Source organism: uncultured Paraglaciecola sp. (genome assembly GCF_913020055.1).
Lineage (GTDB): Bacteria > Pseudomonadota > Gammaproteobacteria > Enterobacterales > Alteromonadaceae > Paraglaciecola.
The window spans coordinates 1-16,073 of the sequence record NZ_CAJWCF010000107.1 but is presented as its reverse complement, the minus strand read 5'-3'; the positions used below and the strand labels follow the sequence as shown (position 1 = coordinate 16,073).

At 41.3% G+C, this 16,073-nt stretch carries 15 protein-coding genes; 12 read left to right on the top strand and 3 right to left on the bottom strand.

Annotation, left to right across the window (positions count from 1 at the left end):
- Window positions 1-237 (bottom strand): hypothetical protein (locus tag QZ488_RS18340; RefSeq protein ID WP_293751467.1); only part of this gene is annotated, 237 nt, incomplete at its 3' end.
- A 382-nt stretch (window positions 238-619) separates the two neighbouring features.
- Between QZ488_RS18340 and QZ488_RS18335 the strand changes: the two genes are divergently transcribed.
- From QZ488_RS18335 to QZ488_RS18305, 7 genes are all read left to right on the top strand, one after another.
- Window positions 620-2,131, top strand: a complete 1,512-nt coding sequence (locus QZ488_RS18335) for a tryptophan halogenase family protein (RefSeq protein WP_293751466.1) — start codon at window positions 620-622, stop codon at window positions 2,129-2,131.
- Complete coding sequence (locus QZ488_RS18330) at window positions 2,131-3,555, top strand: tryptophan 7-halogenase (RefSeq protein WP_293751465.1); 1,425 nt, start codon at window positions 2,131-2,133, stop codon at window positions 3,553-3,555. Before QZ488_RS18335 ends, QZ488_RS18330 begins: the two co-directional genes overlap by 1 nt.
- The gene (locus QZ488_RS18325) at window positions 3,542-5,053 is read left to right on the top strand and encodes a tryptophan halogenase family protein (RefSeq protein ID WP_293751464.1); all 1,512 of its coding nucleotides are present in this window, start codon (window positions 3,542-3,544) and stop codon (window positions 5,051-5,053) included. The genes QZ488_RS18330 and QZ488_RS18325 overlap by 14 nt, the downstream gene beginning before the upstream one ends.
- Entirely contained in the window at window positions 5,050-6,558 is a 1,509-nt protein-coding gene (locus QZ488_RS18320) for a tryptophan halogenase family protein (protein ID WP_293751463.1), read from the top strand. The genes QZ488_RS18325 and QZ488_RS18320 overlap by 4 nt, the downstream gene beginning before the upstream one ends.
- Window positions 6,559-6,716: 158 nt before the next feature.
- Window positions 6,717-7,178, top strand: a complete 462-nt coding sequence (locus QZ488_RS18315) for an Mpo1-like protein (RefSeq protein ID WP_293751462.1) — start codon at window positions 6,717-6,719, stop codon at window positions 7,176-7,178.
- A 118-nt stretch (window positions 7,179-7,296) separates the two neighbouring features.
- Window positions 7,297-8,400 carry a histidine kinase gene (locus QZ488_RS18310; RefSeq protein ID WP_293751461.1) on the top strand — a complete coding sequence of 368 codons (1,104 nt, stop codon included), beginning with the start codon at window positions 7,297-7,299 and terminating at the stop codon, window positions 8,398-8,400.
- Window positions 8,390-9,208, top strand: coding sequence for a LytTR family DNA-binding domain-containing protein (locus QZ488_RS18305; RefSeq protein WP_293751468.1), 819 nt, complete (start codon window positions 8,390-8,392; stop codon window positions 9,206-9,208). The genes QZ488_RS18310 and QZ488_RS18305 overlap by 11 nt, the downstream gene beginning before the upstream one ends.
- On the opposite strand, the gene QZ488_RS18300 is transcribed toward QZ488_RS18305, so the two are convergent.
- The gene (locus tag QZ488_RS18300; protein ID WP_293751460.1) at window positions 9,203-10,198 is read right to left on the bottom strand and encodes an ATP-dependent 6-phosphofructokinase; all 996 of its coding nucleotides are present in this window, start codon (window positions 10,196-10,198) and stop codon (window positions 9,203-9,205) included. The two genes, QZ488_RS18305 and QZ488_RS18300, sit on opposite strands and share 6 nt — an antisense overlap.
- A gap of 125 nt (window positions 10,199-10,323) precedes the next feature.
- Here QZ488_RS18300 and QZ488_RS18295 point away from each other — a divergent pair, with 125 nt between their 5' ends.
- From QZ488_RS18295 to QZ488_RS18275, 5 genes are all read left to right on the top strand, one after another.
- Window positions 10,324-11,253, top strand: coding sequence for a DMT family transporter (locus tag QZ488_RS18295; protein ID WP_293751459.1), 930 nt, complete (start codon window positions 10,324-10,326; stop codon window positions 11,251-11,253).
- A gap of 90 nt (window positions 11,254-11,343) precedes the next feature.
- Window positions 11,344-12,525, top strand: a complete 1,182-nt coding sequence (locus tag QZ488_RS18290; RefSeq protein WP_293751458.1) for an FAD-dependent monooxygenase — start codon at window positions 11,344-11,346, stop codon at window positions 12,523-12,525.
- A gap of 30 nt (window positions 12,526-12,555) precedes the next feature.
- Window positions 12,556-12,732: a hypothetical protein gene (locus tag QZ488_RS18285; protein ID WP_293751457.1), complete on the top strand. Its 177-nt coding sequence runs from the start codon at window positions 12,556-12,558 to the stop codon at window positions 12,730-12,732.
- A 56-nt stretch (window positions 12,733-12,788) separates the two neighbouring features.
- Entirely contained in the window at window positions 12,789-13,802 is a 1,014-nt protein-coding gene (ylqF, locus tag QZ488_RS18280) for a ribosome biogenesis GTPase YlqF (RefSeq protein ID WP_293751456.1), read from the top strand.
- Window positions 13,803-13,838: 36 nt separating this feature from the next.
- A complete protein-coding gene (locus tag QZ488_RS18275; protein ID WP_293751455.1) occupies window positions 13,839-14,237 on the top strand; it encodes a YkgJ family cysteine cluster protein in 399 nt (132 codons plus the stop codon).
- A 23-nt stretch (window positions 14,238-14,260) separates the two neighbouring features.
- Here QZ488_RS18275 and QZ488_RS18270 read toward each other — a convergent pair whose 3' ends face one another.
- Window positions 14,261-15,664 carry an alanine/glycine:cation symporter family protein gene (locus QZ488_RS18270; protein ID WP_293751454.1) on the bottom strand — a complete coding sequence of 468 codons (1,404 nt, stop codon included), beginning with the start codon at window positions 15,662-15,664 and terminating at the stop codon, window positions 14,261-14,263.
- Between the last annotated feature and the right edge of the window lie 409 nt (window positions 15,665-16,073).

Genomic DNA, 16,073 nt, shown 5'->3' with positions numbered 1-16,073 from the left:
TAATGCGTTGGCATCTGATGCAGTAATAGAATCCATAAAGGTGCTTGATTCACGTTTTAATTCAGCAGCATTGGCCAATGCGCCACGTATACCTCGAACTTCAATTACTTCAGCTTCTTCTTCAGTAGCATCTTGAGCCACAGCATTATGTGCAGCAAACGATGTTATCAACGCGGTGGCGCCATAAAGGGCGACCTTCACCGATGAAGCGAGAATAGATTTTTTTTGTGTGTTCATGTTCTCTCCAGTGTGTTTTTATTATAAATATGTCAATTATGTTAAGCACTACGTTAACTAGGTTAGAAAAACTAGGTGATTTGTTTTTAAAAGCTCTACTTTACAACAAAGTGGTCTTATCTGGCGACAAGGCGGATTTAACCGCTAGCCCACTTAACAAAAGGTTGCTTTTAACTATCATCCAAAAATTCACAAACCAGTTACAAAAAGAAAACGTTTTCATTTTAGTCCAAAATACCGTCGCAAAAAGGTGAGGATGGATAGTAGTTTTCTCGACTTGTGGTAATATTTACTTATTGTTGTGTAAACAACGTTAACGAAATTAACATTGTTTGTTACGAAATAAAACACTAAATAAACGAGAAAAAGGAATATTAATTGTATGCGCGTTTGCATTCTGGGTGGTGGAACTGCAGGTTGGATGACGGCGTCAGCACTTTCCAAAAAGCTCAAAAACATAATACAATCAATCACATTAGTGGAATCTGAAGCCATAAGTACAGTCGGTGTTGGGGAAGCAACTTTACCTCATATTAGATTGTTTAATGAAGGTTTAGGTATCGATGAAAGTTCTTTCATGAAAAAAACCGAAGCCACATTTAAATTGGGAATCGAATTTTGTGATTGGGGACGTGTCGGCGATAAGTACATACATCCTTTTGGCGATTTCGGGCAAACTATTGACGGTGTGGCGTTTTATCAGCATCTACTGAAATTAACCAAACATGGCGATTATGGGGTTTTAGACGACTATGCTTTCGGCATAAGTGCTGCTAAAAACAATAAATTTCAGTTACCCAAAGAGGGGCAAACCACTCTTCAACAAGCTTTCGGCTATGCCTACCAATTTGATGCTGGACTGTATGCCAAGTTTTTAAGAGATTTTTCTGAAACCAATGGCGTGAGACGAGTTGAAGGCAAAGTAGTCGATACACTGTTCAACGAAAAATCAGGAGACGTTAGCTCCATCACATTAGATGATGGTCAACAAATAAGCGCCGATTTGTTTATAGATTGCTCTGGTTTTCGGGGCGTACTGATTGAACAAACATTAAAATCTGGTTATCAAGATTGGTCGAAATGGTTGCCCTGCAATCGAGCTGTTGCCGTGCCGTGCGAACGTCAAAAACACTTGTCACCTTACACTCGGGCTACAGCGAGGCAAGCGGGGTGGCAATGGCGTATTCCCTTACAACATAGAACCGGTAATGGTCACGTTTACTGGAATGAATTTATTTCGGATGACGAAGCCACCTCGGTCCTACTGAATAATTTAGACGGTCCAGCACTTGGAGAGCCTAAACAACTTTTCTTTAAAACCGGCCGGCGCAATCACTTCTGGAAAAATAATGTCGTTGCGATTGGACTTTCCGCCGGTTTCTTAGAGCCTTTAGAATCAACGTCGATTCATTTGATCCAAGAAGGTATAACTAACTTACTCGAGTTGTTTCCTCACGAAAACATAAGCGCCCTTGATACCTCAGAATATAATTCTCGTATGTCATTACAATACGAGCGAGTTCGTGATTTTTTATTACTGCATTATGTCGCTACAAAACGTGATGACAGTGAAATGTGGCGCTACTTTACTAATATGACCTTGCCAGATAGTTTGCAAGAAAAAATAGCAGGTTGGCTGCATAGGGGATACATTCAACGATACGAGTTTGGCGCGTTTTTACCGCCAAGTTGGGTAGCAGTAATGTTAGGGCAAAATCTTGTTCCTAAAAATTATGATCCCAGAGTTGATAATAGTCATTTTGAGCAGGTTAAACAGCAATCTCAAGCTATGCGAGCAGACATCGCAGGCGCTGTAAATAAAGCAAAAACACATGCCGATTTCTTGAATGTTATTGGCGCTGCATCGAACACAGAACTCCTGAGAGCTAAATAATGTCGCAACAAGATACATCTCAGTTTCTCGTTTTTGGTAACACACTTGCTGCTAGTATGACTGTACTCGCATTAAGTAAAGCACTTCCAAAAAGCATTAAATTAATGTGGGTGAAACCAGCCACTGCGTGTCCAAGTGATTTGCTTTATGGTGGTATTAGTTCGCCTGACGCCTATCAATTTAATTTACAACTTGGATTATCTGAGCCGCAACTTATCTTGGATACTGATACCACCTTTACATTCGGTACGCGTTTTGATCGTTGGGGAGACAATGACCAGACCTGGATGCAATGTTTCCACTTACCTTTTGCTGCAACATCAGGAGTTGAATTACATCACTTCATGACAAGGCACAAAGCGTCATTGGGTGACTTTTTAATTAGCGCTCAAGCAGGTTTAAAGGGCACTTTTGCCCACCCGCCGACTGATAATTTACAATCGCCACTTTCTCGCGCCGAGTATGCTTATCATTTTGAACCCTCACAATGGTCTGCAGTTTTTTATGACAAAATTGATAAAGCGCGCGTTAACGTTATTAATGGCGATATAACAACGCTAAAGCATAGCCAAGACCAGATTGAATATGTGCAACTGGAAGATGGAACAAAACTTAAAGCGGACTTGTTTATTGACTGCAGTGGGACTAGTAGTCAATTGCTTGTAGCGCTGAACAATGATTTTATAAAACAACGTACAGTGCAGTTAAAGAGTGAAACCCAACCATGTGCTCAAACTGGACCCGCTTGCCGTTCAATTACTGGCACCGAATCTGGCTGGCAGTCGGTGACGCCATTGCGTGAAAAAAATCACCTTGTCTCATTGTATGAGTCATCCCTTGGATATGAGCAAACAGACTGTCAAATATTCACACTTGGACATCGTAAAAAAGCTTGGCAAGGAAATTGTGTGGGTATTGGGCATACTGCATATGTCATAGAGCCTATTACGCCTGCGCCGTATATTTTGCTAATGAAAGACATTGAACGTTTGTTAGAACTTATCCCAGTAAGTCATGAAGTACATGTTGAAAGACAAGAATATAATCGCCGCTTTCTAAATGATGTAATACACGCGGAACTATTTCATCATGCAGCTTATGCAGGGCAGCGCGAGGTTGGTTATGGTAAATGCGAAAAGCTCGACAGAAAGATAACTCAATATTTACATCGAGGTATTCTGGCAAGTTATGACTTTGAGCCTTTCAATGAACAAGATTGGGCAATATTACATGCCGGTCTTGGTAGAACCCCCGAGCGCTATGACAGAATGGCAGAGCAAGTAGACTTTGAACAAACCCAAGCGAACTTGGACAGGATGCGCGCGGGCATTGCACACTTGGCATCTAGTATGCCAGCACAGCACATTTATTTGGAAAAACTCTCGATGTATTTAAGGGATAGCGAAAAGCATGGCCAACAATAATATTAAAACCATTGCGATCATTGGTGGAGGCACTGCAGGTTGGATGACAGCTGCAGCTCTTTCTAAAATGCTGCTTCCGGAAAACGTAACCGTTAAATTAGTTGAATCGGAACAAATAGGTACAGTGGGGGTAGGTGAAGCCACCATTCCTGATATCGCCAATTTCAATCTTATGTTGGGAATTAATGAACAAGAATTCCTTATTGCGACTAAAGGTACCTTTAAATTAGGCATTGAGTTTCGTGATTGGGGCAAACTAGGTGATAAGTATTTCCATCCATTCGGCGGGCATGGCGTTGACATGAATGGGATCGACTTTCATCAATATTGGTTACACAGCAAACAAAGTGGCAATACTGCTAACCTTGAAGACTACAGCATATGTTCGGTCGCGGCCAAGCAGGCTAAATTTATACTGCCTGACAATAATCCGAAATCGGTGCTGTCTCACTTACGCTACGCATATCATTTTGATGCGACGGCCTATGCTGCTTTTTTGCGAAAATATGCTGAGCAGCGCGGCATTATCCGAATTGAAGGTAAGATTGAAAATGTGGCTACCCACAAAGACTCAGGCAACATTCAAAGTGTTACTTTAGACGATGGACGTATAATTGAAGCCGATTTTTTTATTGACTGCAGTGGTTTTAAAGCATTGTTATTGGAGAAAACTCTAGGCGTTAAGTTTAAAGATTGGAGCCACTGGTTGCCTTGTAACCGTGCCCAGGCCGTTGCTAGCGAACGCATCGAACCATTAATTCCCTTCACAATTTCAACGGCAAAAAAAGCCGGGTGGCAATGGCGTATCCCAACTCAACATCGCACGGGTAATGGTCATATCTACTGCAGTGATTTTATCTCTGACGATGAAGCCAATCAGGTATTGCTTCAAGGTTTAGATGCTAAGCCACTTGGCGATGCACGCACCATTCATTTTCAAACAGGTTGTCGTGAGCAGTTTTGGGTTAAAAATTGCGTGGGCATTGGTTTGTCGAGTGGTTTTCTTGAGCCTTTAGAGTCAACGTCGATTTTCCTTATCCAACAAGGAATAGCACGGTTTATATCACTTTACCCAGATGGCAATCAATCTGAGGTAATACGGAGTGAATATAATCGTTTGATGAGCAGAGAGTTCAACCAAGTAAGAGATTTTATAATTTTGCATTATCACGCAACTAAACGAGACGATAGCCCGTTCTGGAATTACTGCCGCACAATGCCTATTCCTGATAGCCTGCAGCATAAAGTTGATTTGTTTAAAGCAGCGGGGAGAGTGTTTCGTGATGATCAAGAGTTGTTTTCAAAACCCAGCTGGATAGCCGTAATGCTTGGGCAAAACATTGAACCTGAAGTCTGCGAACCGATCTTATCAGGTATTCCAATAGGTGACATTCAGCGAAGCCTAGATTCAATGAACGGCGCAATGGTGCAGGCAGTCAGTCGCCTTCCTTCCCATGCCGAATTCATTCACAAATATGCAAATGGAGTAAACTATTGAACCCCAATAATATTAAAAACGTGGTTATTGTTGGCGGTGGTACCGCTGGTTGGATGGCCGCTGCTGCGCTTTCAAAAACGATCGGTACTAACAATATAAACATTCAAATCGTTGAATCAGAAGAGATTGGTACTGTGGGTGTTGGCGAAGCAACCATACCACATATTAAGTATTTCAATCGCTTAGCAGGCTTGGATGAAAATGAGTTTCTTCGCCAAACTAATGCAACTTTCAAGTTAGGTATAGAATTTGTTAACTGGGGAAAGCTAGGCGATAGCTATGTGCATCCTTTTGGCCCGTATGGTATTGATATGCAAGGTGTACATTTTCATCATACTTGGTTACGCCAGAAACATAAGGGTACTGCTAAACCAGTGGATCAATTTAGCTTGCCTGGTCTGGCGGCTAAAGCTGGGAAATTTCAACATCCTCGTCCTGATTTAAAAGCATCTCCATTCAGTAGCATGGATTATGCCTACCAATTTGATGCGGCGTTATACGCAAAATATATGCGAGACGTAGCCGAAAAACGGGGTGTAACACGCACCGAAGGTAAAATTGTTAAGGTTAAACAGAATGCTGATAGCGGCAATGTTGAAAGTATTGAACTTGAAAATGGCAAACTAATCAGCGGTGATTTTTTTATTGATTGTTCTGGTTTTAAAGGTTTATTAATAGAAGAAACGCTGAAAACAGGTTATGAGGATTGGACCCATTATTTACCATGTGATCGAGCGGTCGCGGTTCTCACCGAACGATTAGACATGCTTCCACCCTATACACGGGCAACAGCAAAAGAAGCTGGGTGGCAATGGCGTATTCCTTTGCAGTCTAGAACCGGAAACGGCTACGTCTATTCCAGTCAATATATAAGTGATGACGAAGCACTTGCCAGCCTCAATCAAGATCTTGATACTCCAGCCATTGCAGAACCACGATTTTTGCGATTTAAGACTGGTGTGCGTAACAAAACGTGGAACAAAAATGTGGTAGCGATTGGTCTTGCAGCAGGGTTTTTGGAACCACTCGAATCTACCTCAATTCACTTAATTCAAACGGCCATTGCGAGGCTAATGACAAACTGGCCTGATAAATCGTTCAATCAGCACGATATTGATTATTTCAATAGAAAAACCCATACCGAATATGAACAAGTACGTGATTTTTTGATTTTGCACTATTGTGCTACCGAACGAAATGACAGCCCCTTTTGGAATTATTGTCGCACCATGGACATTCCCAAAACACTTGAAGAGCGAATTTCCATATACAAAGAAAATGCTCGACTGTACCGAGAAGATATAGAGCTGTTTAGTTCTGTCAGTTGGTTTGCTGTATTTAATGGACAAAATATTGAACCAAAGCGATATCACCCTCTGGCTGACATACTAGAAGATGACCTGATGGAGAGAAGAATGGCCGAGTTACATCGGGCTACTCAAAGATGTGTAGAGGTGATGCCGTCTCATGAAGAATACCTTAGGGATCTTTGCAAACCTAAGTAAGTAACATCCAATGATCCATGGATATGAGGGGCTAGGTGTCTCAGTTAAATGTGCTGACAAGTTAATTGACGATTATACTTGTCAGGATGACAGATTTTAATTGATGCAAGCAAATGAAATTGTTAAATTAGCGTTAATGAAACATCAATGAGGTTTACATGCGTCAAATAGAATTCCTGTTAAATGAATATGGCGAAAGTCACAAAAATAGAACTAATATTCTTATCCACGCAGTCGCAGTTCCGGCAATATATTTTGTCACTTTAGCCTTAGTATGGTGTATTCCCACACCTGCATTTTTGGATTATTTTGACGTAACGTGGGCGCATGTTCTGGTTATCCCCACTTTGTATTATTACTTTCGTTTGTCTGGGCCAATAGGCGCGGCTATGACGCTACTATCCGTAGTGTCTTTATATGGCGTTCTTCTGTTGGAATCGCTAGATGTTTCTGTTTGGCAGTTCAGTCTTGTTTTGTTTGTGGTGATGTGGATTTTGCAATTTGTTGGACACCAAATTGAAGGCAAAAAACCTAGTTTTTTAAAAGATTTACAATTTTTGCTGGTGGGACCTGCATGGTGGTGGGTACATTGGTTAAAGCGTTTTAATATCAATTACTAACCTTACCCTGAAAATCTACAAATAGTTGCGATAAAACAACTCTAATCTAAGACCAAGAGACAGTTTCCTTGGTCTATTTTTTGTATACTTGTGGTCTATTCATTATTCAGGAATACATGTGCCTAAGTGGGAAAAGTTAGTCGATAGCCGAGAAAGACTGTTTTGGACGTTGCATACAGCGGGGTGGTGCGGCTTTGCTATCATTTATTATATTGGCTCTTTTCTGCAAGAAATGCGCAGTATTTGGCTGTTTGTCATAGTACTTAACGCCTATGCTGGTTGGCTACTGACTATCCCTCTTCGCTATATCTATCGCAAGGCGTTGACTTTAACGCCGCTTAAAATGCTCATATTGGTTGGTGCCAGCTTATATTTTACCGCGTTACTTTGGACCTTGGTCAAAAATGTCAACAATTGGGAAATATACAAAAAGGGTTATAGGCCAGATGAGTGGTACTGGTATTTTAACGATACGATCAATTCCTTAATTATGATTGGTTGTTGGACCGGCGGCTATTTCGGCGTCAAAAATTATCAGATGTTACTCAGAGAAAAACAAAATGTGTTGAGGGCGTCTTCTATGGCTCATCAAGCACATATTAAAATGCTCAGATATCAATTAAACCCGCATTTTCTATTTAATACCTTAAACGCTATTTCAACGCTTATTTTAATGAAAGAGAACAAAACGGCCGACGCTATGGTCAGCCGTTTAAGTGATTTTCTGCGTTACTCGTTAGATAAAGATCCTATTCGTCGTGTACCGCTTATCCAAGAAATCCAAGCACTAGAACTGTATTTGGAAATTGAAGAGGTAAGGTTTGAAGATCGCCTAACGGTAGTGTGGGACATAGAAGAAAAGACCAAACAAGCGCTCGTACCCAGTTTGATTTTACAACCTATTATCGAAAACTCCATTAAGTTCGCTATTTCTAGAATGGAAGAGGGCGGGTGTATCAGTATTTCAGCTAAAACTTTTGGTCGTGATTTGATGCTAAATGTCAGTGATAATGGACCCGGAGCTGAGATAAAAAATGGTCAATTACCCAAAAGTAAAGGTGGGGGAGTAGGGTTACACAATATTCAAGAACGATTAGAGGCGTTATATGTCAATAAGCATTCTTTTGTGATTTCCCATAATTATCCCACCGGTATCAAAGTTAATATCCGTATTCCATACGAAATAAGTGAGAGCGAAAGTGACAACAAAATTGAGAATTAGTACTGTCATAGTTGACGACGAACCCCTCGCCCGTAAAGGGTTGTCCTTACGTTTGGCTGAGTTTGATAATATTGAAATTGTCGGTGAATGTAAAAATGGTTTAGAAGCGGTGACACTTATCCCTCAAGTGCGTCCCGACTTGGTGTTTTTAGATATTCAAATGCCTGGACTGAATGGTTTTCAGGTCATCAACAAACTACAAGAGCTTAATCAACCGATACCTTTGATTGTATTTGTGACTGCCTTTGACTCCTACGCAATAAAAGCTTTCGATGTTCATGCCTTAGATTATGTTCTAAAGCCAGTTGATGGAAGGCGCCTGAAAGACGCTGTTGATAAAGTGGTATTAACACTAGAGCGTCAACAACAGGATGGTGACAATCAAAAACTCGCCAGACTAGTTGCCGATTTTACTGGTGATGATTGCGAAGATATTTTGCGTAAATTAGCCAGCGGTGAGAGGATTTCCACTAACCCTTATCCAGATGTTTTAGCAATAAAAGATGGCTCAGAAGTGACCCGTGTAGCACTCAACGATATTCAATGGATTGATGCCGCAGGTGATTATATGTGTGTACATGCAACTGACCAGACGCATATTATGCGCCGCACAATGAAAGAACTAGAAAAAGACCTCGATCCTAAAAAGTTTGTTCGAGCTCATCGTTCAGCTATTGTAAATATTAAGTTTGTGCAAAAAATGGTCAGCCATATTAGTGGGGAATACCACCTAATATTGAACAACGGTACCGAACTCAAAGTGAGTCGAAGTCATAGAGATCGGGTAAAAGAGATGATCAAATTATAAAGCAGGGGTATTAAACAACTGCTGCTGTATTTTGAGTAGGTATTCATCAAGTGGCTTTTTTTGACGCCAACTTATCTGAATAGGGTGCGCGACCAATTGATTGTTGTGTTCACCCACCATGATATTGTTTTTACCGGCTAAGGCTTGTTCAACAGCGAACGCGCCTAACTTGGTAGCCAATATTCTATCTTGGCTGACTGGCGAACCGCCCCTTTGCACGTGCCCTAAAATAACTGGGCGGCATTCTATTTGGGTCTTATCCGTTATCATTTTGGCTAACGTTATGACCCCACCGGGTAATAAGTTTTCGCTAGTGACAACTATGTAACTGGTTATCCCTTTTTGACTATACACTGCATGTAAGTGTTCAATAATGTTGTCTACTTCCTGTTCAATATCATTACACCCCTCTGGGACTAACACTCTATCAGCAGCTGATGCTACGGCCGCATTTAAGGCAATAAAACCAGCATGCCTGCCCATGACTTCAATTAAAAATATACGTTCAAACGCATCTGCTGTGTCTTTTACCTTATCGATGGAATCTAGTGCGGTCTCAATGGCAGTATAATAACCAATGGTTGCATCTGTTCCACTTATGTCGTTGTCTATTGTGCCTGGTAAACCAATCACTTGCCCTTTGAAGTATTTACCTAGATGATGCGCCCCACGAAAAGAACCATTACCGCCAATTACCAACAATACATCTACATTTAGTTCGTAAAGATTATTGGCTGCGGCCCTGCCATTTTCCTCAGTATGAAAATCAGTACAGCGACCACTTTTTAAGATAGTGCCGCCTCGCTGAATAATATTATTTACATTGGCAGGCGCGAGCAGTTTGTATTCTTGGTCAATTAGGCCGTTGTAGCCATGTTTATAACCGATCACTTCAAGTTCATAATGTTCGGCCGTAAGTACAATTGAACGTATACAAGCATTCATGCCAGGAGCATCACCACCAGATGTCAAAACTGCGATTTTTTTCATGGCGCCTCTTCAATGGGATTTGTATCAATAGCTTTAATCTAGAGTAGAATGCAAAGACTTTGTAAACAAGATTTTTGTATGAAAATTAGTCGGTTAGTTGTGGTTGATAGTTATTTGGAGAAGTCATGAAGGTAACAAATATAGAGGCAACCAAGCACTGGCATGGCTTTTTCCTGTCGCTGACTACTGCTGTTTTGTGGGGCATCTTGCCGGTTTTTTTATCTCTGTGTTTAGAAGTCATGAATGCAGTCACCATCACCCTATATCGATTTTTTGTGGCTGGAATATTTGTTTTTTTACTCTTGATGAAAAACAAGTCTTTGCCACGTATGTCAGCCCTTGGCCGAAATCGAGGTCTGTTATTGTTAGCCGCCAGTTTGTTCTTGGTATTCAATTACGTTGCTAACGTAAAGGGTTTAGAATACCTCAACCCAGAGACCGCTCAAATAGTGATGCAAACCGCTCCCTTTATGTTGATGTTAGGTGGCGTGGTGTTTTTTAAAGAACGATTAAGCCGGCTTGAAATTTGTGGTGCGGTGATGCTTTTTACTGGTTTGATATTATTTTTTAACGACAGACTTGCAGACTTATTTTTATCTTTAGGTCAGTTTACCACTGGTGTACTGATTATATTGTTTGCCGCTATTACTTGGGCGGGTTATGCCTTGATGCAAAAGCCTTTGTTAAAAGTACTGACCACCAAACAGTTGACCTTGTTAATTTATGTTATTGGTTTTTGTGTTCTGCTGCCTTTTTCTAGTGTTTCTCAGTTGCTGAATATGCAGTTAATCCATGTACTGGCGTTGTTGTTTTGTTGTCTAAATACCATAGTTGGATATGGCGCATTTACTGAAGCCCTTAATATTTGGCCGGCGGCAAAAGTCAGTGCTGTATTAGCCATGGCTCCCATATTTACTTTTTTAAGTATGTTAATCGCGGTTCAGTGGTTACCACAACACTTCACTGCCAGCTATTTAGACCATTGGGCTTATATTGGCGCTGCTGTTGTTATCACAGGATCTGCATTAACAGCCTTAGGCAGACCAAAGGTGTGAGCGTTTGTTGCATGGTTCTTTCGATAAACCATTTAGCTCTGTTTTAGTCACGTGTTAAACTATATTCATGCATGTTAAGAGGTAAATATTTTGTTTGATGTTTGTGTGATTGGAGGAGGAATGGTTGGCTCGGCAATGGCGCTGGGATTGGGACAATTGGGTTTCAGCGTAGCTGTGGTCGAACCCTATATGCCGCAACCATTTGAGCTATCGCAACCGCCTGATATGAGAGTGTCGGCCATCAGTGTTACTTCACAAACTTTATTAGATGACTTAGGCGCTTGGTCATACATTAAACAGATGCGTTTATGCCCATACAAACGCCTGTCTGTATGGGATAAACCTGAATGTCGAACTGATTTTGATTGCGCGACAATAGGTCATTCTCATTTAGGGCACATCATTGAGAATCGCATTATTCAACTAGGCTTACATCAAGCCATTGCTGATTTACCTAACGTGACATTTTTTAGCAATACAAAAGTTGTCGATATTGAATCATCAGAGTCTTCGGTCATTAACTTATCAGATGGGCAGACTATTCGGGCCAAATTATTAGTCGGGGCAGATGGCGGTAATTCTGATGTACGAAACGCTGTAAACATTGGGGTGCAGGGTTGGCAATACCAGCAGAAAGCATTAGGGATACAAATTAAAACCCCTTTTCCTCAACAAGATATAACATGGCAGAAGTTTACCGCAGATGGTCCAGTAGCTTATTTGCCATTGTATGATGGTTTTGCTGCACTAGTGTGGTACCAAAGTCCTCAGCATATCGGCTATTTAAAAGGTTTATCTAAGGAAAAATTGAAACAACAAATTCAGCAGTCTTTTCCTGCAGACTTAGTGGATTTTGACATGCTCGAGGTGGCTGATTTTCCTTTAACTCGGATGCATGCGAACCAATACTATAAAGGGAATACAGTGCTAATTGGTGATGCCGCTCATACCATTAATCCGTTGGCAGGGCAGGGGGTTAACTTAGGTTTTAAGGATGTTTCCGCATTACTAAGTGCGCTCAAAGAAGAGCTCGCCGTACATGATCGCAGTGCAGTTTTACAAGCAAGTCATTACAGTAAGTGGTTGAAAAAATACGAAACAGCTCGTCGTCGAGATAACTTAATGATGATGAGTGCCATGGATTTGTTATATTCAACCTTTAGTAACGATAACGTACCCCTCAAACTGTTGCGTAATTTAGGCTTAACATTAGCCAACAAGTCGGGTCCGATAAAAAATAAAGTTATGAAATATGCCATGGGTTTTGCATAAAACTTCAGACAAACTAAGAGTGGGTAATAGATGACAGTATTGATTATTTTGGCCGTGTTATTTATTGCTCTGGTAGTGATTGTTCCTTTAATAGAACGTTCTAATTTCAGAATGTCGAATGAACAAATGGGTAAGATGGGCCGCTGGATCTTACCTTTGTTAGTGATAATGGTGATCATTCAATTGGTTATGTATTACGTTAATTAATACCCTTATATAAAATAATCCTCAGCGTTTTTAGCACAATTAAATAGGCAGATTAAATGGCAGTTCATTGGTACCCCGGGCATATGCACAAAGCTCAAAAAGAAATTAAAGAGGCATTGCCGCAAGTTGATGTATTGATAGAAGTGCTTGATGCACGCATTCCTTATTCCAGTGAAAATCCTATGATTGCTGAGCTGCGGGGAGATAAACCCTGTATCAAAGTACTCAGTAAAACGGATCTCGCTGACCCTGAAGTGACTGCTGCTTGGCAGGAGTCACTCGAACAAGAAAGGTCAGTTAAAACTTTTGCATCAACCACTGAAGAACCCGCCAAGATGAAACAAATTTTGGATTTGTGCAGAAAAATGCTACCCGAGAAAGACGCCAGCGTAAAAGCGATTCACACTATGATTGTGGGTATTCCTAATGTAGGTAAGTCGACGTTGATCAACATTCTAGCGGATCGTGTGATTGCTAAAACAGGTAATGAAGCAGCCGTGACTAAGACGCAACAGCGTATTAGTTTAGGTAACGGTATTACCTTGTTTGATACGCCTGGCATATTGTGGCCAAAATTGGAAAATCCCAATAGTGGTTATCGATTAGCCTCGACTGGTGCTATTAAAGACACCGCGATGGAATATGACGATGTGGGATTTTTTGCAGCCGATTATTTGATTAAAACCTACCCCGAATTACTCAAAGCGCGTTTCGAATTAGCCAATATACCTGATACTGAAATAGAGTTTCTAGAGCTTGCCGCCGCTCGTCGTGGTGCATTGATGACAGGTGGACGAGTTAACTTACATAAAATATGTGAAGTATTAATTAACGAATTACGTTCGGGAAAACTTGGCCGTATTAGCCTTGAAACACCAACGATGATTGAAAAAGAAGTGAAAGAAATGGAAGCCGTCGCGGCTAAAAAAGCTGCAGACAAAATCGACCGTAAAGAACGTTTTAAAACTGGCTCACTCACACCTGATAAAAGAGACCGTAAAGAAAAACGCCAGAGCGATAGGGCAGAGCAGTCTGCTCGCATGAAAAAGCAATCTAGCCGCAGGAAATAACCATGTGCACAACATGGCTAACTACGCAGTTTATTTATGCAAGATTGTAATTCCTGTGGAAAGTGCTGCATTAAATACAGTAATGGTGACTTGTCTGCTTCAGACCAAGATATCGATATGTGGCAGTTGTTTAAACCCGATATAGCCGCATATGTGAAAAAAGGTTTGATTTGGTTTTCACCGAAAAGTGGTAAACACCTAGCTTTGTGCCCTTTCTTACGCGAAGTAAAATATGAGGAACAACCGGGTAAATCTCACTATACCTGTGACATTTATTACGACCGTCCAGAAGACTGTCGTTTTTATCCGGTTACGGTTAAACAGATGATTAACGATGAATGTGAGATGTTGCAAGAAGGGGATTTGTTAAATCCCCAACAAGCACAAAAAGACTTAGATAAACTGCTAGAAGACAGCCGCCCTAACTACGATTAGTTTAAGCTTGTTTTGCTGTTAGATTACCAAATCCCATCTTCTGATTTACCCTGTATTTCACAATCGCCCGCTTTGTAGGTGATTTTTTTGCCGCTGTCTCGTTTAGTAAAATAATCCTTACTGATAGAAACGATAGTGGGGGTCATCCAAACCAATGCCGTAATATTGATCACGGTCATTAAACCTAAGGCCATATCAGCCAACGCCCAAACCTCGGGTAATGCCGCCATTGAGCCCCATAATATCATCAACAAATAACCTACAGTGTAGGCCGCGCGACCAGATTTGTTATCGAGTTTAAACATGTGTAGGTTACTTTCACCGTAGGCGTAATTAGCCACGACTGAGGTAAACGCAAACAAACTAATAGCTGCAGCGACAAAATAACCACCACCTTCACCTAAGTGTGAACTCATCGCATTTTGAGTCAGGCGGATACCTTCCATGCCTTCACCCGATGCGCCGCCAGCTAATAGAATCACCACGGCTGAACAGGTACATAAAATCATAGTGTCGATAAACACACCAAGCATTTGTACATAACCTTGGGAGACTGGATGATTTGGATTCGGCGTGGCACTGGCCGCAGCGTGAGGCACACTACCTGAGCCCGCTTCGTTTGAATATAGTCCGCGCTGTACGCCGTGTTTAAATGCAGCGCCCATTGCACCAGCACCTGCTTCTTGAAGGCCGAATGCGGAAGTAATAATGTCCCATAACATGGCTGGCACTAAATCTATATTCAAAAAAGTGATGGCCAAGGTAACCAACACATAAGTCACTGCCATAAAAGGCACAACCCATTCGGCAAATTTTGCGATAGCGCGTAAACCGCCAATTACAATCAAACCCGCTAAAATAATAATAACTAAACCTGAGTACAGGGTAGGGATTTCATAGGCGTGGTTGAGAGCGTCGGTGATAGTATTCGCTTGTACTGCACTGAATATAAAGCCATAACCTAAAAACAAAAACAGTGAAAATATTACGGCTAACCAACGTTTGTTTAGACCCTGTTGAATATAATAAGCTGGGCCACCACGATATTCACCATTAGCATCTTTTACTTTGTAGAGTTGCCCTAATACACTCTCAGCAAAGCCTGTAGCCATTCCAAGAATAGCAATAACCCACATCCAAAATATTGCACCAGAACCACCTAACGAGATTGCGACAGCAACACCCGCTAGATTACCAGTGCCCACTCGGGCCGATAAACTCGTACATAAGGCTTGAAAAGAACTGATACCCGCTTTGTCAGACTTGGTACTGCCTTTCATGACCGAAAACATATGGCCAAAGTGTCGAATTTGAATAAACCCAAGTTTGACCGAAAACCAAACGCCAGCCGCGAGTAACATATAAATGAGTATTTGGCCGTTACCCCAAAGGATATTATTAATAAAAGCGACGATTTCGGAAATCAAAGTTTAGCTCACAAGTATCTGAATTTGTGTTGGAAGTTTGCCGTTTAATGGCATTTATGTCTAGGGCTCAAGGCAAATGAGCACAAACAAAAATACCAAACATAGCTTGAAGTTTTTGTGAGATTTGGCTGGGGTAGTTAGATTTGTACCAATGACATAACGGCGGATCAAAACCTGTTGCCTTAACAAGTCCTACTCAAAAAAAACGCCAAGCAAATGCTTAGCGTTTCTTTTAAATATGGCTGGGGTAGCTGGACTCGAACCGACGACATAGCAGCGGATCAAAGCCTTTTGTCTTAATAAGCTCTACTCAAAAAAAAACGCCAAGCGACTGCTTAGCGTTTCTTTTAAATATGGCTGGGGTAGCTGGACTCGAACCGACGACATAGCAGCGGATCAAAGCCTTTTG